14 protein-coding genes are annotated in these 15,113 nt (G+C 45.6%); 9 read left to right on the top strand and 5 right to left on the bottom strand.

Annotation, left to right across the window (positions count from 1 at the left end; translation table 11 throughout):
• The first annotated feature begins 204 nt into the window (after positions 1–204).
• The 3 genes from KNQ07_RS09910 to KNQ07_RS09900 are packed head-to-tail and all read left to right on the top strand — an operon-like array spanning position 205 to position 2,478.
• A complete protein-coding gene (locus KNQ07_RS09910; protein WP_214766409.1) occupies positions 205–636 on the top strand; it encodes a hypothetical protein in 432 nt (143 codons plus the stop codon).
• Between the two features lie 28 nt (positions 637–664).
• Positions 665–1,840, top strand: a complete 1,176-nt coding sequence (locus KNQ07_RS09905) for a DEAD/DEAH box helicase (protein ID WP_012369514.1) — start codon at positions 665–667, stop codon at positions 1,838–1,840.
• A complete protein-coding gene (locus tag KNQ07_RS09900) occupies positions 1,837–2,478 on the top strand; it encodes a hypothetical protein (protein ID WP_012369515.1) in 642 nt (213 codons plus the stop codon). The genes KNQ07_RS09905 and KNQ07_RS09900 overlap by 4 nt, the downstream gene beginning before the upstream one ends.
• A gap of 58 nt (positions 2,479–2,536) precedes the next feature.
• On the opposite strand, the gene KNQ07_RS09895 is transcribed toward KNQ07_RS09900, so the two are convergent.
• The 5 genes from KNQ07_RS09895 to KNQ07_RS09875 form a co-directional block, all read right to left on the bottom strand.
• A complete protein-coding gene (locus KNQ07_RS09895; RefSeq protein ID WP_214766407.1) occupies positions 2,537–4,330 on the bottom strand; it encodes a GGDEF domain-containing protein in 1,794 nt (597 codons plus the stop codon).
• Between the two features lie 135 nt (positions 4,331–4,465).
• A complete protein-coding gene (locus KNQ07_RS09890; protein ID WP_012369517.1) occupies positions 4,466–6,361 on the bottom strand; it encodes an ABC-F family ATP-binding cassette domain-containing protein in 1,896 nt (631 codons plus the stop codon).
• A gap of 1 nt (position 6,362) precedes the next feature.
• Positions 6,363–7,061, bottom strand: a complete 699-nt coding sequence (locus tag KNQ07_RS09885) for a lysophospholipid acyltransferase family protein (protein WP_012369518.1) — start codon at positions 7,059–7,061, stop codon at positions 6,363–6,365.
• A gap of 78 nt (positions 7,062–7,139) precedes the next feature.
• On the bottom strand, positions 7,140–7,397 hold the full coding sequence (locus KNQ07_RS09880; RefSeq protein ID WP_012369519.1) for a hypothetical protein: 258 nt from the start codon (positions 7,395–7,397) through the stop codon (positions 7,140–7,142).
• A 43-nt stretch (positions 7,398–7,440) separates the two neighbouring features.
• Complete coding sequence (locus KNQ07_RS09875) at positions 7,441–7,746, bottom strand: hypothetical protein (RefSeq protein ID WP_012369520.1); 306 nt, start codon at positions 7,744–7,746, stop codon at positions 7,441–7,443.
• 504 nt (positions 7,747–8,250) lie between these two features.
• On the opposite strand from KNQ07_RS09875, the gene KNQ07_RS09870 reads away from it, so the two are divergent.
• The 6 genes from KNQ07_RS09870 to KNQ07_RS09845 all read left to right on the top strand — a co-directional run bounded on the left by KNQ07_RS09870 (position 8,251) and on the right by KNQ07_RS09845 (position 15,086).
• A complete protein-coding gene (locus KNQ07_RS09870; RefSeq protein WP_214766405.1) occupies positions 8,251–9,105 on the top strand; it encodes a S1-like domain-containing RNA-binding protein in 855 nt (284 codons plus the stop codon).
• Positions 9,106–9,443: 338 nt separating this feature from the next.
• A complete protein-coding gene (cshA, locus tag KNQ07_RS09865) occupies positions 9,444–11,036 on the top strand; it encodes a degradosome RNA helicase CshA (protein WP_012369523.1) in 1,593 nt (530 codons plus the stop codon).
• 95 nt (positions 11,037–11,131) lie between these two features.
• Positions 11,132–11,398 carry a hypothetical protein gene (locus KNQ07_RS09860; RefSeq protein ID WP_012369524.1) on the top strand — a complete coding sequence of 89 codons (267 nt, stop codon included), beginning with the start codon at positions 11,132–11,134 and terminating at the stop codon, positions 11,396–11,398.
• Positions 11,399–11,471: 73 nt separating this feature from the next.
• Positions 11,472–12,662, top strand: a complete 1,191-nt coding sequence (locus tag KNQ07_RS09855) for an EAL-associated domain-containing protein (RefSeq protein WP_012369525.1) — start codon at positions 11,472–11,474, stop codon at positions 12,660–12,662.
• Between the two features lie 14 nt (positions 12,663–12,676).
• Positions 12,677–13,423, top strand: a complete 747-nt coding sequence (map, locus tag KNQ07_RS09850) for a type I methionyl aminopeptidase (protein WP_290829809.1) — start codon at positions 12,677–12,679, stop codon at positions 13,421–13,423.
• Positions 13,424–13,542: 119 nt separating this feature from the next.
• Positions 13,543–15,086, top strand: a protein-coding gene (locus KNQ07_RS09845) for an IS3 family transposase (protein WP_214766401.1) whose coding sequence is annotated in 2 segments (ribosomal slippage) — positions 13,543–14,173 and positions 14,173–15,086 — 1,545 coding nt in all. Because the reading frame shifts where the segments join, the coding sequence is not laid out codon by codon here.
• Positions 15,087–15,113: the final 27 nt, after the last annotated feature.

Genomic DNA, 15,113 nt, shown 5'->3' with positions numbered 1-15,113 from the left:
CAAATGTGTACCAGTGGTCGGAAGGTGTCCGGAAAACAGAGAAAGGTCGAAATCTAGCCGTTTTTTCCAATCTGTATCACTATTTTCATCCTGTTCTGAACAAGACAGTTGGAATCGTGATAAAAGTCACACCGGGTTATCTTGTATTTTTATGACGTATCGTTGACAATGAAAAAGGGAATATAGACCGTGGAGGTGCATAAAATGGATTTTTCAATGTTGGAAGACCGTGCCGATTATAGAGCAGGTGATTGGGTGACGTTAAAGGTATCAACTGAAGGAACGCCGCGAACGGGTATGATTACGGAGTTTGAGGAAGACGGCTTTTGGATTCGTTTTGAAGATGACTTTGATTTTGAAGACTTCATCGGATACAACGAAAAATACTTGGCGAAGCTGATCCGCCGTCCGAGTGATGTCCGGTCCGATTATCCGGTACTCCGTCAGTTTCCGAAACTGGCGGATGAACTGCAAGACCGGGTCATTCAAGGGTTCGATATTTTGACGGAAGAAATAAAGAGTGACCAGGAAGTGGTCTATCACATCCGGCTCATCGACGCAGGGAATGAATATACACAAACGTTACGTGGTCTGCGTGACGAAACGACCGATCAATTTGAATATGTCACAGAATGATGCAGAAGAGAGTAGGAGAATACACGTTATGGACTTTATGAAACCTTTTATTACGGAAGCATGGGAACGCGCCCGCTTCGAAAAAATGATGCCGGTTCAAGAACAGGCAATCCCATTATTACGCGAACGAAAAGATGTGTTGGTCGAAGCACCGACCGGAACCGGGAAAACATTGGCCTATGTCATCCCGGCACTGGAATTGATTGATGAAAATGAACCGCATATCCAAGTCGTGATCACCGCACCGACACGTGAACTGGTCATGCAGATTCATCAGGTCATTCAACTGTTTTCGCAAGGAAGCGGCATTAAATCCGGTGCCTTCATCGGCGGTGTCGAACTCAAACGCCAGCACGAACGATTGAAGAAAAAACCGCAAATCATCGTCGGAACACCGGGCCGCCTCGTCGAACTGATTGATTCTAAAAAAATGAAGATGCATAAAGTGAAACTGATTGTTTTGGATGAAGCCGATCAAATTTATGAGAGCGGAATGAGTGCTTCGGCCACACGGATTGCCAACAGTGCATTGCGTGATCGTCAGCTGGCATTCATCTCGGCGACGTTGCCGGAACGAACGGCTGAATGGGGCAAAACGTTATTTGCGAACGAGCCGGAACGGATTAAAGTAGAACGTGTCATGAGTACGCAAGTGAAGTTCGGTTATATCGAGATGTCACGCCGCCTCAAACCGGAATACTTGCGCCGCCTGGCCAACATGCAGGGAGCGAAAGTGTTGACGTTCATCAACAACCGTTCATTCCTCGGACCGTTAAACGGTGAATTGAGTAAGTTCTCCTTAAAGTACCGTATTCTTGACGCCGAAAAAGGAAAACGCGAACGGATGGAGACGCTTCGTTCATATAAACGCGGAGAGTTCCCGTTACTTGTTACGACGGGGCTTGCCGCCCGTGGCCTCGACATCGAAGCGGTCACGCATGTCGTTCATTATGATTTACCCGAATCCTTCGATGATTTCGTTCACCGTTCAGGACGGACAGGGCGCGGGAACGCATCCGGTATGGTCCTTGCTCTTGTGACGGATCACGATTTGAAACACCTGAAGACATTGACTAAACAAATGGGTGTGGAACTAGAAGAAATGGAGATTTACCGTGGGGAAGTGATTCCGAAACGGGAAGAAACTGAACCAAAAACCATTAAACGCCCGGCGAACCCACACCGGAAAGGACCGACACGATGAAAAGCGAGCGAAAGATCATTCCTTTTCCAACGACCGTATCGGAAGCGGAGATGAATACGGCACTAAAAAAGATGTACCAGGAAGCCGCAACGGCCAGAAGTACGGATTGGGTCGCGTTCATCGAAGAGATTGCAACGGAAGGACGATGGTATTTAAAGGACGCTGAACTGTTCCGTGATCTATTCGTTGATTGGGCCATTTTCTATGAAACGGACGAACAAGGCAAAACACCGCACGGTCGTTTTTTAGAACAGGTCAAGGAAGACATGTCACCGAGTTTATACCGTGCTTTAAGAGGGTTGGCGGATCCGGTGCCTTCTCTGTTTCTTGTTGAGGAAGACCGGGTCGTCGACATCATGTCAAAGCAGACCTATCAGACCGATTTAGGAGAAATTGAAGTCGAACCGGGGGATTTACTGGTCGGTAAACTTCTTTATATCTCGGGGAAATGGCGTTTTGCGATTGCTTACATGAAAGTCGCCAAAGCATTAGTGCCGGAAGTCCGGATTCTTTTGGCGGATTTCGTGGATGAGGTAGGAGAAGATGCCTTGTTACGCCAATATCCTGAATTCTGTGCCGAGTTAATTGATTTATTACTCGATATTGAAGAAGGAAACATCGCCCCACGCCCGGAATGACAAAAAAATCGGCCTTTCCGTACTCATTCGGAAGGGCCGGTTTTTTGAGTGGAAATCATTATTCCATTTCGGAACGATACACACCAATCCCGTTTTTGTCTTGATGCTTCACACGATACATGGCTAAATCCGCCTGTTTGAGCCATTGTTCCAAATCGGCTTCCAAATCGTGGCGTGCCACACCGACACTGGCAGAAACACGTAACCGTTGTCCGTGATACTGGTACGGTTTCGACAACTGATTCAATAAAACTTTGCAGCGTCGTCTTAAAGATACTTCATCTTTCGCCGAGGTCAGCAGAGCAAATTCGTCTCCACCGAGCCGGTAAACCGATTCGTCAGCGGATAATTCTCCGGCAAGACGTCGTGCGACTTCTATCAGAATAAAGTCCCCGGCTTCATGACCGTACGTGTCATTAATTTGTTTGAAGCCGTCGAGATCAATCAGGGCGAGATAATTCAAGGTGGCTGTTTTTTCATGAAACGTTTTTTCCAACGATCGGCGATTGCCGATGTGGGTTAAACCGTCATGATAGGCATGGTATTCGATTTGCTGTTGACGTGCCATCCGCTCTGTTACGTCATGGAGGATCAAGAAGTGACCAAAGGCAGTATCGCCAATCTGAATCGGGATCGAAATTAATTCGAATTGTTGATTCGCTTCATTTTGATAATGATTCGACCCTATCTTCAAGGCAGTTTGAACATGGTGCAGTTCGCCCGTCACATAATCAATCGTCATGTCTGAAAGGCCAAAAATCCGTTGAGCAGCCTGATTCGCATAAGTCGGTTCCTGATTCTGATTAAAGCGAACGATTGGATCAGGATGTCCCATGAACAGCGGAATGACTTGTTGTTCACTGGCTTTGATTTGTTCAGTTCGTCGATCCACCCGTATCGCCAATTGTTCATTTCGGGTATCGAGTTGACGAACGATCGATGTATGTTGGCGCGTGATAAGAATCTGGCGAACAATCAATAAAAATAAGATGATAAAGACATCCTGTTTTTGTCCGTCCTCATCCAGGAAATAGTGAAGGAATAATGGTAAAGATAACAGCGGGAGCCAAGCACGTTGGACGATCGGCGACTTATTAACCCCTTCAGCGATATGGTCAATATGCCAAAGGATCGCTGCGCTCTGAGCCAAACGGATAAGGATGGGCGAGAAAACCAGATACTGCATCGTAAATGCCGGAAAATAAACGGACGATATTTCATACAGACCTCGAATGAAAATCGATAAGAACAGTAAAAATAGTGTCGTCCGGGATACCCAGTGGGTGTCCTGGATAAAGAAAAAATAAAAGAACACGAACAGACCGAGTGATGTATTGATGATGACGACAAGCGAATAAGGGAACGGATTGACAGCGGGATCGACCAGTTCATTCAGAATATGAAACGCAACTAAAGCAAGAAAGATGACTAAAATGATGGCATCGATAAAAGCCAAAAGGTGTTGACCGAAACTCTTTTTAGAAGCAATCCGGTAAAAAATAGCATACAAAAATAAATAATGAGACAAGGAAAATAAAGCGAGGCTGTAGAATCCGGAAAAACTTTCGGGCGGACTGAACAAATGAATTGTTTCTAAGACGGATCCGATGACGGATAGACATAAAGAACCAAGCGCAAGCAACCAGAAATTCCGTCTAGGAACGATGAGAAACTGTTCTTTTTTATAGGCGACTAAAATGAAAAAGGCAATCAAGATCATCGACAGATACTGCAGAATTTGTTCGACGACAAGGTTGGGAATCGATTCGTTTGCAGAGGAAATCACTACGAGCAGCGTAGAAATGATCAGCAACGGCGGAAACCATTTTATGAAATAGGGGGATCGTTGCATGAAACTGCCTCCTCACTTGAAGTGTGTTGTCCTTTTTTTTATCATACACTGCTTTTGTCCGGTTCATGTGAATCAAAAAAATAAATCGTATCCGTTCGTCGTGTTGACGAATGGATACGATTCTTAAGAAAAAAATTAGTTTTTATAGTTTTCGTATGCCTCGACTTTTTCGGATAAATAAGTCCAGTATTCCATCAACTGATCGATTTTTGCTTTCGCTTGTTCGATTTGCTGATAAAGATCGTTGACCTGACCTAAATCACTTCCGGAAGAAGCCAGTTGTTGCTCAAGAGATTCCGCCTGAAGTTCCGCTTCCTCGATTTGAGATTCAATCGTCTTCCAGTCGAGCTGTTCCTGATAACTTAGTTTTTTGGGTGTCTCGGCAGGCGGTGCTTCGACGGTCGGCACGTCTTTTACGATAGGTGCCTCGATGACGGAAGGGAGTTCCCGTTGCTCTAAATAATCGGTGTATTGACCGTAGTACGATACGATTTCACCGTTTTCAAATGCTAATAACCGGTTGACGACACGGTCAAGGAAATAGCGGTCGTGACTGACTGTGATGACGGTTCCCGGGAACGAGTCCAAATAATCTTCCAACACGGATAACGTTTCCGTATCCAAATCGTTGGTCGGCTCGTCAAGGAAAAGAACGTTTGGTTCATCCATCAAAATCGTGAGCAGTTTCAACCGTCGTTTTTCACCACCGGATAATTTACCGATTGGTTTATATTGTGCTTCCGGTTTAAACAAAAATTGTTCAAGCATCTGACTTGCCGTGATTTCCTGACCGTCCAGGGTCGTGATGACTTGGGCGATCCGTTCGACTTCTTCAATGACCCGGCGGTTAGGGTGACTGAATTCTGCGAATTGACCGTAAAAGCCGACTTTTACTGTTTCGCCGTGAATAACTTCACCGCTCGTCGGTTCCAGGCGTTTGGCAAGAATTGATAACAAAGTGGATTTTCCACTCCCGTTTCGTCCGACGATTCCGTATCGTTCCTTCCGGCCAAATAACCAGCTGAAATCATTGAACAACGTCCGGTCGCCAAATTGCTGACTGACATCCACCGCTTCGATGACTTTTTTCCCGAGTCGGGTGGAGCCGACCTGAACTTCGAGCGCTGCTTCGTCTTCTTCGTAAGACAGTTCTTGCAGAGCATCCACCCGTTGAATACGTGCCTTTTGTTTGGTCGTCCGTGCTTTCGCCCCGCGACGCAGCCAGGCGAGTTCCCGCCGAAGGATGTTTTGTCGTTTTTCTTCCATCGAGGCTGTCCGTTCCCGGCGCTCCGCCCGTTTCTCGAGGAATGATTCATAATTGCCAACATAGAAGTAAGCTGTTCCATTCGCGATTTCCATCATATGATTCGTGACACGGTTCAAGAAGTAACGATCGTGGGTGATCAGTAAGATCGCCCCGCGATATTCCTTAATTTGCGATTCAAGCCAAGTGATCGTCTCGGCGTCAAGTTCGTTGGTCGGCTCATCGAGGAGTAAGAGATCGGCTTCGTCGAGCAACGCTTCAGCCAGTCCGACCCGTTTTCGTTGTCCGCCTGACAAGGAACCGATCGTAGCTTCAAGATTCGTGATGCCGAGTTTATTTAAAATCATTTTGAGACGGGACTCAGTATCCCAGGCGTTCGCGGCATCGATTTCTGTTTGTGCGCTGATGAACCGTGTCAGTAACGTTTCATTTGCCGGATCTTGCTCAAGAGCCAACCGTGCAACTTCATAATGACGAAGCGCATTGATAGTGGGGGTATTGCCGGATAACAAAACCTGCATGACTGTTTGATCTTCCGGATAATCCGTTGACTGCGAAAGCAGGCGGATCCGGTAGTCATTTGGATGTTGAAGCTCACCGGCGTCCGGTGTTTCTTGTCCAGCTAAGATATGAAGCAACGTTGATTTTCCGGTACCGTTGACACCGATGATTCCGATCCGGTCACCGGGACTCACGGAAAAGGTGACATCCTCGAATACGATTTTATCGGCGAATTCTTTTTTTAGTTGATCGACTTTAAGTAACATGTCAGACTCCTTCTACAATTTCCTTGATTTGTTGTTCGACCAGAACGACCAGTTCTTTTTGCGACATGGATGTCGGGTCGATCGGTTTTAAAATCGTCACATCGACGGTCGCCGGTCGAATGCGTCCGGTTTCCTCCATGACACGATAGCTTCCTGAAATCGCAATCGGAACGACTAATGCTCCGCTCGATGTAGCCAGTGTAAAACTGCCTGCCTTAAACTCGGCGACAGGTCCTCCTTTAGAACGTGTGCCTTCGGGAAAAATAATCATCGATTGACCATCTTTAATCGTGTCGATTCCGGCCCGGATAGCTTTGAGAGACTGTCGGCGATCTTTGCGGTCAATCATGACACATCCCATCAGATTCATCCAGACATTCACAATGGGAATCTTGTTCACTTCAATTTTTGAGATGAAGGCTTTTGGTTTGTCGATTTTTCCGAGGAGGATCGGAACATCAAAATTACCTTGATGATTAGCGATGAAGACGACTGGTTGATCGGCCGGGATGTGTTCCTGACCCGTCATCCGGACCTTGACTCCGGCAAGCCGGAGTAATGAGTTTGCCCAGGCATGAGCCACTTTTTGTGTATAGGCGTAGCGTGCAGCGTGCGTTCGACGTTTTGCCCCTGGAAGAAACGGTAATGTAAGGGGTAGAACCAGTCCAAAATGAATGAACCAGATGATTGTGCGTAACATAGTGGCATCAGACTCCTTTTTTTGCTTTCAATGATTATTGTACAAAAAAAGACCGGGTATCGCACCCAGTCTTCGTCATTATTCCCAATAACGAGGTTCCGACTCTTCTTCGGTTTCTCCAAGTTCAAACGTCAAACGACGGGTCGTTGGGTCAATCGAGAAAGAAGCGTTAGTATTATCAATCTGTTTGATTTCCATCGACTCCTCGTCAAGGATCAATGTCAGTCGGACCTTATCTTCGTGATCGACAAGCAGGACGCCGTCTTCTTTTAACCACAGGTCGATGACAGGCGAGTAACGAAGGGTCCAACCGTTGGATAAGGGAATTTCATTCATAATGACTCAGTTCCTCCTAATCATACGAAGTTAAAGCGGTTCTTTATTTATCATGCTGTTCTGTCGCCGATAATGCAAGTGGTGGAATGGATTCACGTTGATCGTAAGACAATTGATACGACTGTTCCCGTTTTTTCATCCGTTCATACTGCTTTTTGACTCGGCGATGCTGCACATATTCATGATAGGACTGGTGAGATGTCCGAAGGAGCTGTCTGAAGGAAGAGAGCGATAAGCAGATGGCGAGTGTAAAAACGAATACACCGATTGAATCTGTATAATAGCCGGTCGTATAACTCAAATATGTACTGATGAGACCTGTAAACGTCGTGAAAAGATAAAACCACATGACACGCCCTCCTTATTTAGATGATATACATCTTCTAAAGAATTCGTGACGAAACCGTGATTTCCTGTATCGTCCTGTAAAACTTCGGGAAAAATAAAAAAATCCACACGCTTAGTGTAGATTTTATGGAGTGTCAATATGTTGAAGTGCAGGTGTCTTCGGAGACAGGTCTGTACTGTTCGAACCTTCTGCAAAAACGATTCCGATCGTTGCGAGGAATGCAAAAAAAGCAAATACCAATGTTTTTGTGAAGCGTCTTGCGAAAGAACGCGATTGAATGTTATGAAACATGTTTTTCCCCCATATTTAACTAAACTAAACCTTCTTTTTCCTATTGTTTTATCATATATCTTTTTTTCAAAAAAATCACTCAAATCAGAACCGTTCACAAAAATGTCATATTTGGTCACTTTTGCTTCATGTCGGAGAGGGGAGGAAAAAGAGTATAGTATGATAGGTGATACGCAGGAACAGATGGAAACAACAGAAGGGAGATGACCACTCATGGCATTACGCGCAGGACAGGTTGTCACATTAAAAGTAGAACGAGAAGCAGAGTTTGGTGTTTTCTTAAGCAACGGGGAAGAGGACATCTTACTTCATAATAATGAACAAACAAAAAAGCTCGAACTTGACGAAGAAGTGGAAGTCTTTCTTTATCAGGACAACGAAGGGCGTCTCGCTTCTTCGATGACGATTCCGGAAGCATCGTTTGAAGACTACGTCAAAACGACGATTAACGGTACGCGTTACAATACAGGCGTATTTGCAAACATCGGTATTCAAAAAGACGTGTTAGTATCTCTTGATGATTTGCCGCAACGCCGGACATTTTGGCCGGAAGAAGGAGATCAACTCTACATTCGTCTCAAACATGACCAAAAACTTCGTTTACTCGGAGATCCGGCTCCCTATGCGTATTTTAACTTACGGGCAAAACCGGCACCGGAAGAGTGGAATAACATGGATGTCGAAGGACTTGTCTTTGCTCAGCGGGATCCCGGCGTCAACGTCTGGGTCAATGAACAGACGATTGGTTTTCTCCATGAACAAGAGATGGAACGGTGGCCGCGACTTGGAGAAGTTATGAAATTACGGGTGACAAATGTGAAGCCAGATGGTACAGTATTACTTTCAGCAAGACCACGTGCTCACGAGGCAATCGACATCGATGCGGATTTGATCATGAATCACCTGCTTGAACATGGTGGTCAGATGTCGTATGGTGATAAGACACCTCCTGAGACGATTGATGAGGTATTTGGCCTAAGTAAGGCTGCCTTCAAACGTGCTTTAGGTCGATTGTTGAAAGACAAAAAAATAGAAAAACATGAAACGGGTATTCGGTTAACGAAATAAGTTAACCAACTTAAGCCTACGTTTCGAATAAATAGTTAGGAATTCATCATTTTGGTGGTTGCGGCTGGTACTTACCGGCGACCATTTCCAAATAAAACCCCATCACTAGTGGGGGCAAACGGCGCGAATTCAAGCGTTGTACGGTCCGGGCATCATGCCTTTCCCTCGCCCTTATGGCAACGATTATGATGGTGACTTCCCTAAACATTATTATACGCAGAAATAGCCCCTATCTTTAAGGAAGAGGTTCTGCTATAATAGGTAGTCGATTGTATTCGTTACGGTAGCGTCTGTTTAGTGGCAGACGCTTTTCATATGACAAAGGAGAGTATTTAGCATTGACAACATTTCGTGAATTAAATCTTAGTGAGGCACTTATCAAAGGTGTCCTAAAAATGGGCTTTGAAGAAGCAACTCCAATCCAAGCAGAAACAATTCCAGTCGGTCTTAGCGGCGTTGACTTAATCGGTCAAGCACAAACAGGAACAGGGAAAACAGCTGCATTCGGTATTCCAACGATTGAGCGTCTTGACGCAAAATCACGTTATATCCAAGCATTGATCCTTGCACCGACTCGTGAGCTTGCGATTCAAGTAGCAGAAGAACTTAACCGCATTGGTGAAGTAAAACGTGTTCATGCATTGCCAGTATACGGTGGTCAGCAAATCGACCGTCAGATTCGTGCGCTTCGTAAGAACCCACAAATCGTCGTCGCTACACCTGGTCGTCTAATGGACCACATGAACCGTAAAACATTAAACCTTGACCACGTCCAAACAGTTATCTTGGATGAGGCAGATGAAATGTTGAACATGGGCTTCGTGGAAGATATCGAAAAAATCTTGGGTACACTTCCGCCAACTCGCCAAACACTTTTATTCTCTGCGACAATGCCGCCGCAGATTCGTAAAATCGCAGATCGTTTCATGACGACTCCGACTCACATCAAAGTAAAAGCAAAAGAAATGACTGTCGAAAACATCGACCAATCATTCATCGAATTAAAAGAAAGCCAAAAATTCGACGTCCTTTGCCGCTTGATTGATACGGATTCTCCGGAACTCTCGATCATCTTCGGTCGTACGAAAAAACGTGTCGATGAGATGACAGAAGGTCTAATCCAACGTGGTTATACAGCTGACGGCTTACACGGTGACTTAACACAAGCAAAACGTGACCAAGTCATCCGTCGCTTCAAAAAAGGAACAATCGATATCCTTGTTGCAACTGACGTAGCGGCACGTGGACTTGATATTTCAGGCGTTACACACGTCTACAACTTCGACGTCCCGCAAGATCCGGAGAGCTATGTTCACCGTATCGGTCGTACAGGTCGTGCTGGTAAAACAGGATCAGCAATCACATTCGTTACACCACGTGAGTTTGGTCAAATCAAAACAATCGAACGTGTAACAAACAAAAAAATGTCACGTCGTCATGCACCGACGCTTGACGAAATCTTGGAAGGCAACTTGAAACTTGCTGCACAAGAGTTGATCAAACGTGTAGAAGCGAAAAACTCACAAGAGTATACAACACTCGCTCAAGAACTTCTTGAAGAGTATGAAGCGGTTGAATTAATCGCAGCAGCGCTTAAAGGATTAACGAAAGAGCCGGATGCAACGCCAGTTCAAATTTCGTCAATCGAACCAATCCGTGTTAAACGTTTTGGCAGCAACGGTGGCGGTGGTAACCGTCGTCCTTACGGCAACAAAGGTGGATCAGGTTCTGGTTCTTCTTCTAACCGTGGTGGCGGATACCGTGGCAGCAACCCACGTGGTGGGGAGCGCCGTGAAGGCGGTCGTCCTTCTGAAGGAAACCGTAGTTCTTCATCAGCGTCATCAGATCGCCGTGAAGGTGGATACGCTGGCCGTAACCGCAGTGAAAGTGATCGCAACCGTGGTGGACGTAAACCACGTTTTGAAAAGTAAGAAGTTTGAACCGATTTGTCACAGACAAGTCGGTTCTTTTTTATGAAATCTCGTGCTAAAATGAGCAATGAACGATATAGAGAGGGCGGAATTTTGTGTATATTATCTACGCTTTGGCATTTATTTGTCTCATTGTGCTAGTCGTCGCGACAAAACAGATCAGTGAGCGGACGACGAAAGGGCACTTCCGTTATATTCCTTTAGCAACCCTTCTGTTTGGCGGGATTATCTTTCTTGTCTTGGCGATTGGAAAAGGTGGGGCAACCGGTATTCAATACGGCGTGCTGAGTATCATCTATTTAACGGCGACATTTGGTGTCTATTTGTACATCGCAGTCAGAAAAGATACGACCTTATTTTAAAGACAGGACCTCTCTGATTACAGAGGGGTTCTTTTTTTGATAAGATGGAACAAGAGAAAAGGGGGGCAGAAGAATGGATGCCTTAGATGTCATTGTTCATCCCGAACAAATTGAAGCTTGGTTTCAGCCGATTGTCGGAGCGGCGCCTTTTAAAGTAGAAGGGTATGAAATTCAATCCCATTTCCGGGGAGAACCGTTAAAACCGTTTTTTCAAGAAGATGATGTACCAATCGAATACCAACTCGAAGTGATGAGTCATGTCATTCGACATGCCTTTCAAAAAGTACCGACGGATGCCCATTCGTTTGTTCTGGTCCGCTGTCGCCCGGCCTGGTTATTTGAGAACGGCGGCGAAGATTTTTTAAGTATTCTGCGTGATGCGCAGATTGATTTCCCGGAAGACCGGTTATACGTGACATTAACAGATGTTCAGGTCGATGATTTTGACCGCCTCGGCCGGATTGTCGCCTATTATCAAAATTCCGGTTTGAAGGTAGCGCTCGACCGGGCGGAAGCAACGAGTCTCGAACGGGTATTTTCGATGTCACCGGACATGCTGATTGTCGATTTGGCATCGATGATTGAGAAAAAAACGGTCTCGGCCAGTTACCCGCATTTATTGCAGACGATGGAACATCTCTGCGATCAGCTGGGTGCTCCGCTGCTGTACAAAAATATCAGCCACCTTGGTCAGTTGCGTTATGCCTGGCAGCACGGCGGACGTTATTACATGGGGAACCTGCTCGGTGAAACGACGCCGGACTGGGTGACGACTTGCCCGGGAATGGACATTTTGCTGCATGAGGTTCCGATGTTTTATAAATATGACCGGGAACAAATGAACCGGCTGTTTCAGCTCGAACAGGACTGGACCGTTCGATTCAACGAATATTGCCAGTCCGTCAGGCCGGAGGAAGACCTCGACAGCTGGTTGTTAATGTTAGCGAAAAAGATGGAGCCGGAATTCATTCGATTCTATATTACGGATGCCAACGGGTTCCAGCAGTCATCAAATATCAGTAAAAAAAGCGGCGAATGGAAACGTTATTCGTTTTACCAAGGATACAATTGGAGTTTCCGACCGTATTTCATCCGTACGACAGTAGCGATGGAACGACGGCATACCGGCTATTTATCGGACCGGTACGTCGACTTCAGTTCCGGGGAGCAGACACGGACTTTCAGTATGCCGCTGAATAATGGGATGTTCTTATTTGCTGATATTTCAGCAGACTATTTATATCAAGAACGATTGAGTGAATGAGGAGGAAATGAATGATGTTGGATTATGATTACGATGCATTACGTGAAATCGGACGGATTGTCGCCATTGCACGCGATGAGATGGCAGATGCCGTCAAACCGGGGATTACAACGAAGGAATTAGATGAGATCGGGGCACGGATTCTGAAAGAACACGGGGCGGAATCGGCACCGATCGTCATGTATGACTTTCCGGGAGCAACTTGTATCAGTGTAAATGAAGTGGCGGCACATGGTATTCCGGGAGCGTACGTCATCAAAGAGGGAGATATTGTTAATGTTGATGTCTCAGCCGTAAAGAACGGTTATTACTCCGATACCGGCAAAACGGTTATCGCAGGACAAGCCCGTCGTCCGGAAGATGTTCGGTTGGTCGAAGTTTCGTTGTCTGCCCTTGAAAAAGGATTGGAGAAAGTAAAGGCCGGAACGAAGGTCAATCAGATTGGGAAAGCGATTTATGCCGAGACACGGAAAAGCGGCTTTACCGTCATCCGGAACTTGGCGGGACACGGTCTCGGAAAGACATTACACGGCGAGCCGGAATCGATTTCGAACTACTTCAGCCGTGAGGAAAATGATTTGTTGAAAGAAGGACAAGTCATTGCCGTCGAAACATTTATCTCGACCGGCGACGAATTCTGTATGGAAGACGAGAAAGACGGCTGGACCTTATATACACCAAATAAAAGTCTCGTTTCGCAATTTGAACATAGCGTCATCGTCTTAAAAGACGGATATGAGATTTTAACGAAAGTCGATTGAGTCTAAATTTATGAACTGCTGAAAATAAACAGGAGTATCAAGTCCCTTTTGATATGCTCCCCAAAAAGTAGACAGTTGAAATAACAAAAACTGTCCACTTTTTGAAGGGAGCTATTTCTATGTCTAAATCTAAGTTTTCGCCGGATGAAAAATTACGGATCATTAGGATGTGTGAGGATAGAATGGACTCGATAAAATCGATTGCCTCGCTCTTCGAGCTTTCAGTCACGACCTTGAATAGATGGAGAGCAAAATATCGTACATACGGCTCCTCGTCACTCCGTGATCGAACAGAATGGACAGGTTATCCAGAAGAACTAAAAATGGAGACTGTACGCGCAGTTCTGACTCAAGAGGAATCGCTCACTAGCGCTACAGTACGGTTTAATATTTCGAGTTTAAGCGTACTTGCAAGATGGATTCGGAAGTATACTAGTCATAATACTCAAGGGAAACCATTGAAGGAGCGATCCATTATGACTAAAGGTAGAACCACTACGTTTGAAGAGCGTGTCCAGGCAGTTATGGACTGTATACAAAATGGGAAAGACTATCAAAACATCATGAAGACCCATCGGGTCTCCTATCAACAAATCTATAGCTGGGTAAGGAAGTTCGAGAAGGACGGAATGGACGCACTGATGGATCGTCGCGGACGTCAGAAGCCGGTAGCAGAATTGACGGATACAGAGCGTTTTGCGTTGGAACTGAAACGACTAGAGAAAGAAAATGAACGACTACGCATGGAGAACGATTTCCTAAAAAAGTTAGAGGAGATCGAGAGGAGGTCACGTTAAGTCAAATTCGTCTTCAAGATAAATATGAAGCCATTCAATCATCGGTAGAGCAATTCGGTTATCCGATCATCGCCCTATGTCATCTAGCGGATGTCTCGCGTGCTGCCTACTACAAGTGGTTGCGTCGTATAGGTATACCGAAAACACATGAGGCTGAGAACATGAAAATCATCGAAGAGATGAACCAGATCCACCTTTCGGTGAAAGGAATATATGGCTATCGACGAATGAAATTGAACTTGAAACGTCGTTTCGGAAGAAACGTTAATGCGAAGCGTGTCCGGCGCCTGATGCACATCGCGAGTATTCATTGTGTCATACGCCGGAAACGTCCTTTGTACATTCGTAATCGTCCTCAACAGATTGCCGAAAACATTCTGAACCGTGATTTCAACGCGGCAGGACCGAATCAAAAATGGGTGACGGATGTCACGGAATTGAAGTACGGTGCCTCTCAGAAGGCGTATTTGAGCGCCATCTTGGACCTATATGACGGCTCCATCCGTGCCTTCGTTCTAGGGCACTCTAACAATAATCAGCTCGTGTTTGATACATTCGAACTCGCCCTGCAGGGCGCATCCGGAAGTCGTCCCTTGCTTCATAGTGATCGAGGGTTTCAATATACTTCACATGCGTTTCGACACATGACACGCGTGGCAGGCATTACACAAAGTATGTCTTGGGTTGGTAAATGTATTGATAACGGTCCGATGGAATCATTTTGGGGCGCCTTGAAATGCGAAAGTTATTACCTACATAAGTTTGCGGAGTTCGACGAACTCCAGCTTGCGATTCAGAAGTATATTCACTTCTACAATGAAGAACGGTACCAACAACGATTAAACGGCTTGGCTCCATTAGAATAGAGAGCTCAAGCCGTTTAAGAGATTTTT

The organism is Exiguobacterium sp. s145 (assembly GCF_018618835.1).
Classification (GTDB): Bacteria; Bacillota; Bacilli; order Exiguobacteriales; family Exiguobacteriaceae; genus Exiguobacterium_A; species Exiguobacterium_A artemiae.
Note: the sequence above shows the minus strand (reverse complement) of the source record. Positions and strands in the feature narration are given on the sequence as shown.

Coding starts and splice junctions, on each gene's coding strand:
- KNQ07_RS09900 (WP_012369515.1), top strand. CDS start 1,837: ATGAAAAGCGAGCGAAAGATCATTCCTTTTCCAACGACCGTATCGGAA.
- map (WP_290829809.1), top strand. CDS start 12,677: ATGTTGGATTATGATTACGATGCATTACGTGAAATCGGACGGATTGTC.
- KNQ07_RS09875 (WP_012369520.1), bottom strand. CDS start 7,746: ATGTGGTTTTATCTTTTCACGACGTTTACAGGTCTCATCAGTACATAT.
- KNQ07_RS09870 (WP_214766405.1), top strand. CDS start 8,251: ATGGCATTACGCGCAGGACAGGTTGTCACATTAAAAGTAGAACGAGAA.
- KNQ07_RS09855 (WP_012369525.1), top strand. CDS start 11,472: ATGGATGCCTTAGATGTCATTGTTCATCCCGAACAAATTGAAGCTTGG.
- KNQ07_RS09905 (WP_012369514.1), top strand. CDS start 665: ATGGACTTTATGAAACCTTTTATTACGGAAGCATGGGAACGCGCCCGC.
- KNQ07_RS09895 (WP_214766407.1), bottom strand. CDS start 4,330: ATGCAACGATCCCCCTATTTCATAAAATGGTTTCCGCCGTTGCTGATC.
- KNQ07_RS09885 (WP_012369518.1), bottom strand. CDS start 7,061: ATGTTACGCACAATCATCTGGTTCATTCATTTTGGACTGGTTCTACCC.
- KNQ07_RS09880 (WP_012369519.1), bottom strand. CDS start 7,397: ATGAATGAAATTCCCTTATCCAACGGTTGGACCCTTCGTTACTCGCCT.
- KNQ07_RS09890 (WP_012369517.1), bottom strand. CDS start 6,361: ATGTTACTTAAAGTCGATCAACTAAAAAAAGAATTCGCCGATAAAATC.
- KNQ07_RS09910 (WP_214766409.1), top strand. CDS start 205: ATGGATTTTTCAATGTTGGAAGACCGTGCCGATTATAGAGCAGGTGAT.